Source organism: Streptomyces sp. FH025 (assembly GCF_017427025.1).
Classification (GTDB): Bacteria; Actinomycetota; Actinomycetes; order Streptomycetales; family Streptomycetaceae; genus Kitasatospora.
In genome coordinates this window covers 1-4,639 of sequence record NZ_JAFLNG010000618.1, presented here as the reverse complement: position 1 = coordinate 4,639, position 4,639 = coordinate 1, and the positions used below count along the sequence as shown (strand labels likewise).

Annotated in this window: 4 protein-coding genes; 1 reads left to right on the top strand and 3 read right to left on the bottom strand. The window is 72.6% G+C overall.

Annotated elements, in window-relative coordinates; genetic code table 11:
• Window positions 1-444 precede the first annotated feature (444 nt).
• A complete protein-coding gene (locus tag J0670_RS40385) occupies window positions 445-669 on the bottom strand; it encodes a beta/gamma crystallin domain-containing protein (RefSeq protein WP_207815029.1) in 225 nt (74 codons plus the stop codon).
• A 597-nt stretch (window positions 670-1,266) separates the two neighbouring features.
• Here J0670_RS40385 and J0670_RS30660 point away from each other — a divergent pair.
• Window positions 1,267-1,896, top strand: coding sequence for a hypothetical protein (locus tag J0670_RS30660; protein ID WP_207815028.1), 630 nt, complete (start codon window positions 1,267-1,269; stop codon window positions 1,894-1,896).
• A 76-nt stretch (window positions 1,897-1,972) separates the two neighbouring features.
• On the opposite strand, the gene J0670_RS30655 is transcribed toward J0670_RS30660, so the two are convergent.
• Both J0670_RS30655 and J0670_RS30650 read right to left on the bottom strand, forming a co-directional pair.
• Window positions 1,973-3,343 (bottom strand): hypothetical protein, encoded by a 1,371-nt coding sequence (locus tag J0670_RS30655; RefSeq protein ID WP_207815027.1) that lies wholly within the window; start codon window positions 3,341-3,343, stop codon window positions 1,973-1,975.
• A gap of 266 nt (window positions 3,344-3,609) precedes the next feature.
• The coding region (locus J0670_RS30650) for an SUKH-4 family immunity protein (RefSeq protein WP_243437751.1) at window positions 3,610-4,639 on the bottom strand (1,030 nt) is incomplete at its 5' end.

Below are 4,639 nucleotides of genomic sequence, written 5' to 3'. Positions count from 1 at the left end.
AACCACTGGACGGAACACCGGCCGACGGGTGGACGAACCAACCGGACGACGGTCAAGGTCCGGCTCCGCCATCCGCCACGAACTGGACATACTCCTGTCACTGGCCGTCCATGGAGATCGCGCACCATGGTGAATGTGCCCGCCGCACCCAACCGTGGGGGATGGCTGCGGGGGCACTGTCGCACCCCCGATGGGGGTCGGAGGTGCGAGGCCGGGCGACCCTGGGTGGGGGCGCCCGCCCAAGCGCCGGGAACCGTGGCGCCCTTTCCTGGAGGGCGCCACGGGTCTCGGCCTACTCGCGTTGCCCGCTCGTCTTCAGTGCTCGTCTCTTCAACGCTCGCCTCTTCAACGCCCGTCTCTTCAACGCCCGCTTCCCGCGCTCGGCCCGCGCGTACCGCCGGACGTCCGCACCCGTCCGGTCGGTGGAGGCCGCCTCGGGGCGGACTACCAGCGGGAGAGGTTGATGTCGTACATCAGCACCTGGTGGCCCAGGTTGGCGTTGAAGTCGTAACGCTCCCAGCTGAAGACGGTCCAGGAGCCGAGCCCGCCGCCCAGGTAGGTGATGACCTTGTTGTTGCCCGCGTCGATCCGGTCCACGTTGTAGACGCGCACGGCCATCCAGCCGTCGTTCGCGAAGCACAACTGGCTGCTGTAGCCGTAGTTGTACACTTTCGCGAAATCGTCCCGGTTTCCGCAGTCGACCCGGTTCACGGCATGTGCCGAGGCACTCGGCAACAACGCCGCGGCAGCAGCCGTGAGAACCGCCAGAGCGCCCGCTCGACGAGTTCTGCCATTTCTGTTCCGAAGGGTGGCACGGGGATTAGTGCGGCGAATCATGTAACCCCTCCATCGGTAACGGTCGGAGCTCCAGAGATTTCCACGGCGGGGCAGTAGCGGACAGCTGTTTTCCGGCCAAGCCAGGCTTCCGGAGCGGCCCCGGGAACACATCGGGACGAAATGAGCTAGGGTCCGAACAAGCTTGCCGCGCTTGAGGATCGGAGCAGACGCTTGCCACGTCCCGCCCACTTCGAACGATTCGCCGCCATCACCCTGGCGGCCGCCCTCTCGGTTTCGGCCACCGCTTGTTCGAACAACTCCGGGAAGGTTTCCGCCGAATCCGCGCCGAAACCGCCGGAGATCACCTCGACGGCCGCCCCGGAATCCGGTCGCGGCGGAATGACCGGACTCCCGCTCTCCGCTTATCAGGCCGATGACCTGACCTCCGTGAAGGAGATTCAGGCACGGAATATGCTGATCGTCTCCTGCATGCACAGGGCCGGATTCTCCGCATTCACCGGGGACGGCCTGCAGGCAGCGCAGCCGCCGGACAACGCCACCGCGCTGCCGGCCGGCCCCTGGGGGTACCTCGGAGCGGAGGCCGCGGCCACCCTGGGCTTCCACCCTCCGAAGCGGACGACCCCCCGGCCGAACCCCGCCCCGGCCGGCGCCGGCGAGGCGTACGACAACGCCCGGGTGGACTGCGACCGGCAGGCCGCCGAGCGGCTCGGCTCACCGCCTGCGGCGGGCGGCGAGCTGGTCAGCAGGCTGTTCGACGAGTCGATGAAGGCCGCGGCCAAGGACGCCCGGGTCGTGGAGGCCACCAGGGCGTGGACCGTCTGCATGACGGCCGCCGGATTCGAGGCCGAAACCCCGGACGAGCTGGCGCGGAGGTACCGGAGCACGCCCGAGGCCACCCCGACCGAGCTGTCCGCCGCCCGCGCCGACGCCGACTGCACCGCCAGGTCGAACCTGGCGGGCCTCTGGTTCGCCGTGCTGGCCGGCTACCAGCGCCAGTTGATCGACCGCAACGCGCAGGCCCTGACCGCCCAGCAGGAGGCGGTCAGGGCCCAGGACGCCAAGCTCACCCAGCTGATCGCGAGCGAGGCCGGGAGCTGATGCGGACAGGATCCGACGAGGCCGGCGGCCGGCGAGGCCAGGAGCCGGCGAGGCCGGGAGCCGGGCCCCGCACCGGCTAGCGCCGGCGGTAGGTCACGGTGTTGGGGGTCGCGTAGTCGCTGCCGTCGTCCACGATGATGATCTTCGGAATGATCCGGGTCTCGTCCTGGGGCTGCTCCTCGGCGCCGCCCCCGCCCTTCGCGCCGTCCCGCTCGGCCGTCTGCTCCGGCGACGCGGCCGGCTTCGGAGGCGCCGCGGCCGGCTTCGGAGGCGCCGCGGCCGGGGCGACCGGGCCGGTCGCCACCGGCTCGCCGCTCCCCTTGGCCTTGGCGGCGGCACCGCCGGCCCCGGAGGCACTGGACCCGCCGACCACCGGCTGCCGCAGCACCGCCGTCGACCTCTCCCGGGCCGGGGCCTTCCGCAGGTTCGGCAGCGGGATCTCCCCGGTGTCCGCCTCCGAATCCACCGGCACCGCGTCGGCGACCGCGTCCGCCGGAGCCGCGTCCGCGGCTGACACGGCGGCAGCGGACGCGGCGGCAGCGGCGGCGGCCGCCCGCTCGGGCTCGATCTGCCCGACCGCCGCTCCGGTGAGCGAGGCCAGGGTGGCCTTGATGTGGTCCAGGTGCTGCTGCACCGTCTCCAGCCGGGTGTCGAACTCGCGCTGCTCGCGCTCGGTCGCCGCGTTGATCTTCTCGGCCTCCCGGCGGGCCTGCTCGATCAGCTGGTCGGCCTTGGCCTGGGCGTCCGTCTCCAGCTGCTTGATCTGGTTCAGCACGGTCTCCCGGTGCTGCTCGGCCTCCTTGACCCGGCGCGCGGCGGTCGCGGAGACCTCGGCGTCCTCGGCGTCGGCCTTGGCCTGGATCGCGGCGAAGTTCTCGTCGGCCTTGCGGCGCTTGGCGGCCAGTTCGGCCTCGGCCTGCTCGCTCGCCTCGGCGGCGGCCACCCGGACCTTGGCGGCGTAGGCGGTGGCGGCGTCCCGCTCGGCGCGGCTCTCCCGGTCGGCCTCGGCGCGGATGCTCTCGGCCTCGGCCCGGGTGCGCTCCTCGGTGCGGCGGGCGGCCGCGTCGGCCTCCGTGCGGGTGGTGGTGCCGTACTCCTTGGCCGCCTTGTCGAGCGCCTGCCCGGCCTCGTAGACCTCGTCGCGCAGGTCCTCGGCGAAGCGCTCGGCCTTCTCCCGAACGGCGCGCGCCTCGTTCTGCGCCATCGTGGCCAGACCGGCGGCCTGCTCGCTCAGCACCTGGTAGTCCGGCTCGGGGGCCTCCTCGGCGGCGCGGCGGATGTCGGCCAGCCGGGCCTCCATCTGCCGCATGCCGGCGCCGAGGACGCTCAGCCTCTCCCACGCGTCGTCGCGCTGCGCGGTCAGGGCCGCGAGTGCGCGGTCGACCTGCTCGGGCGCGTAGCCTCGCCGGGCCTGGGTGAAGCCGTGCTGGGGGACGGCATCGCTCATGGGCTCTTCCCCTCGTTTCGCGGGCTGCGGAGCCCATGATCGGACGGAACGGACGGATCCGGAACCGGTTCGGAGCCCGGGGCCGGATTCCGTCGTCGTACGGACCGGAAAACGTCGAGGACCGGACGAGTAGACCCATCCTCTTGACCTATTTTGCGCAGATCCGGACGAAACCCCAACGAGGCACCACCGTCACGACGTGCCGGAGGGGTCGTTCCAGACATCCGAACGACCCCTCCCCACCTGCGAGGATCCTCGACGGCCCGCTACAGCAGGCCGTCCCAGAACTGCTCCAGCAGCACGGCCCACCACGTGTCCGCGTTCTGCAGGGCCGCCGGGTCGATCGCGGCGAGCTGCGCCTGGAAGTCGGACGTCCAGCGACCGGCCTGCTCGGGCGTCAGCCCGTACCGCAGCCGCCACATCCGGCCCAGCAGGGCCAGCGCGCGGACGAACTCCGGTACACCGCTGTTGACGAAGCGCGGCGGCTGGCCGGTTCCGTCGACGTCCACCGCGACCACGTGCGCGGTGCCGTACTGGACGCACAGCTGGCGGCCGTAGTCGTTCCCGAGCACCAGGTAGCCGCCGAAGTCCGGGGCCGCGGGCAGGCCGCGCTCGGCGGCCAGCTCGGCGAGGGTCGGGATCGGCCGGCCCTCCTGCGCCTGGGCCCAGAAGAACGGCCCGAAGTCGCGCGGCAGCCCGGCCCACATCAGCGTCTGCGACACCGGCTCGGGCACGCCCTGGCGGGAGACCGCGCGCTGCTCGTAGCGGAACAGGTTCTGCCCGAAGGCCTGGCCGAGCTCCTGGGCGAGCTGCTGCGGCGGCAGCGGGGGCAGCGGCTGGACCGTCCCCGGAGCGGGCAGCGGCGCCCGGAACGGGCGGACCCGCTGGGCACCGGAGGCCAGCTGGTGCAGCTCGTCCAGGTGGTCGAGCAGCTCGGCCATCCCGGCCTGCCGGGAGGCGTGGTCGCGGCCGTACGGGGCGGTGTGGGTGAGCCGCACGTTCGGCCAGGAGGCGGCGATCATGCGGTTGCAGTAGCCGCCGGGCAGATCGCAGGACTCCAGCTCGGTGTACAGCTCCAGCACCTGCTCCGGCGGCACGTTCAGCCGCCGCAGGTCCTGCAGGATCTTCCACTCCGGGTGCGGGGTGCCGGGCTCGCTGCGGTGCAGCAGCTTCTGCTCCGAGCCGTCCGGGCCCCGGTAGCTGAGCGCGGCGAAGTAGCCGGGGCCGACCGCGGGCACGCCGGGCGGCACCGGGGCACCCGGCGGCGGCCCGGTGACCGGCGCCGGGGGGACGACC

What these genes read in the sequence shown, in the direction of transcription:
- J0670_RS30660 (WP_207815028.1), top strand. Translation starts at nt 1,267, where the DNA reads ATGCACAGGGCCGGATTCTCCGCATTCACCGGGGACGGCCTGCAGGCA.
- J0670_RS30655 (WP_207815027.1), bottom strand. Translation starts at nt 3,343, where the DNA reads ATGAGCGATGCCGTCCCCCAGCACGGCTTCACCCAGGCCCGGCGAGGC.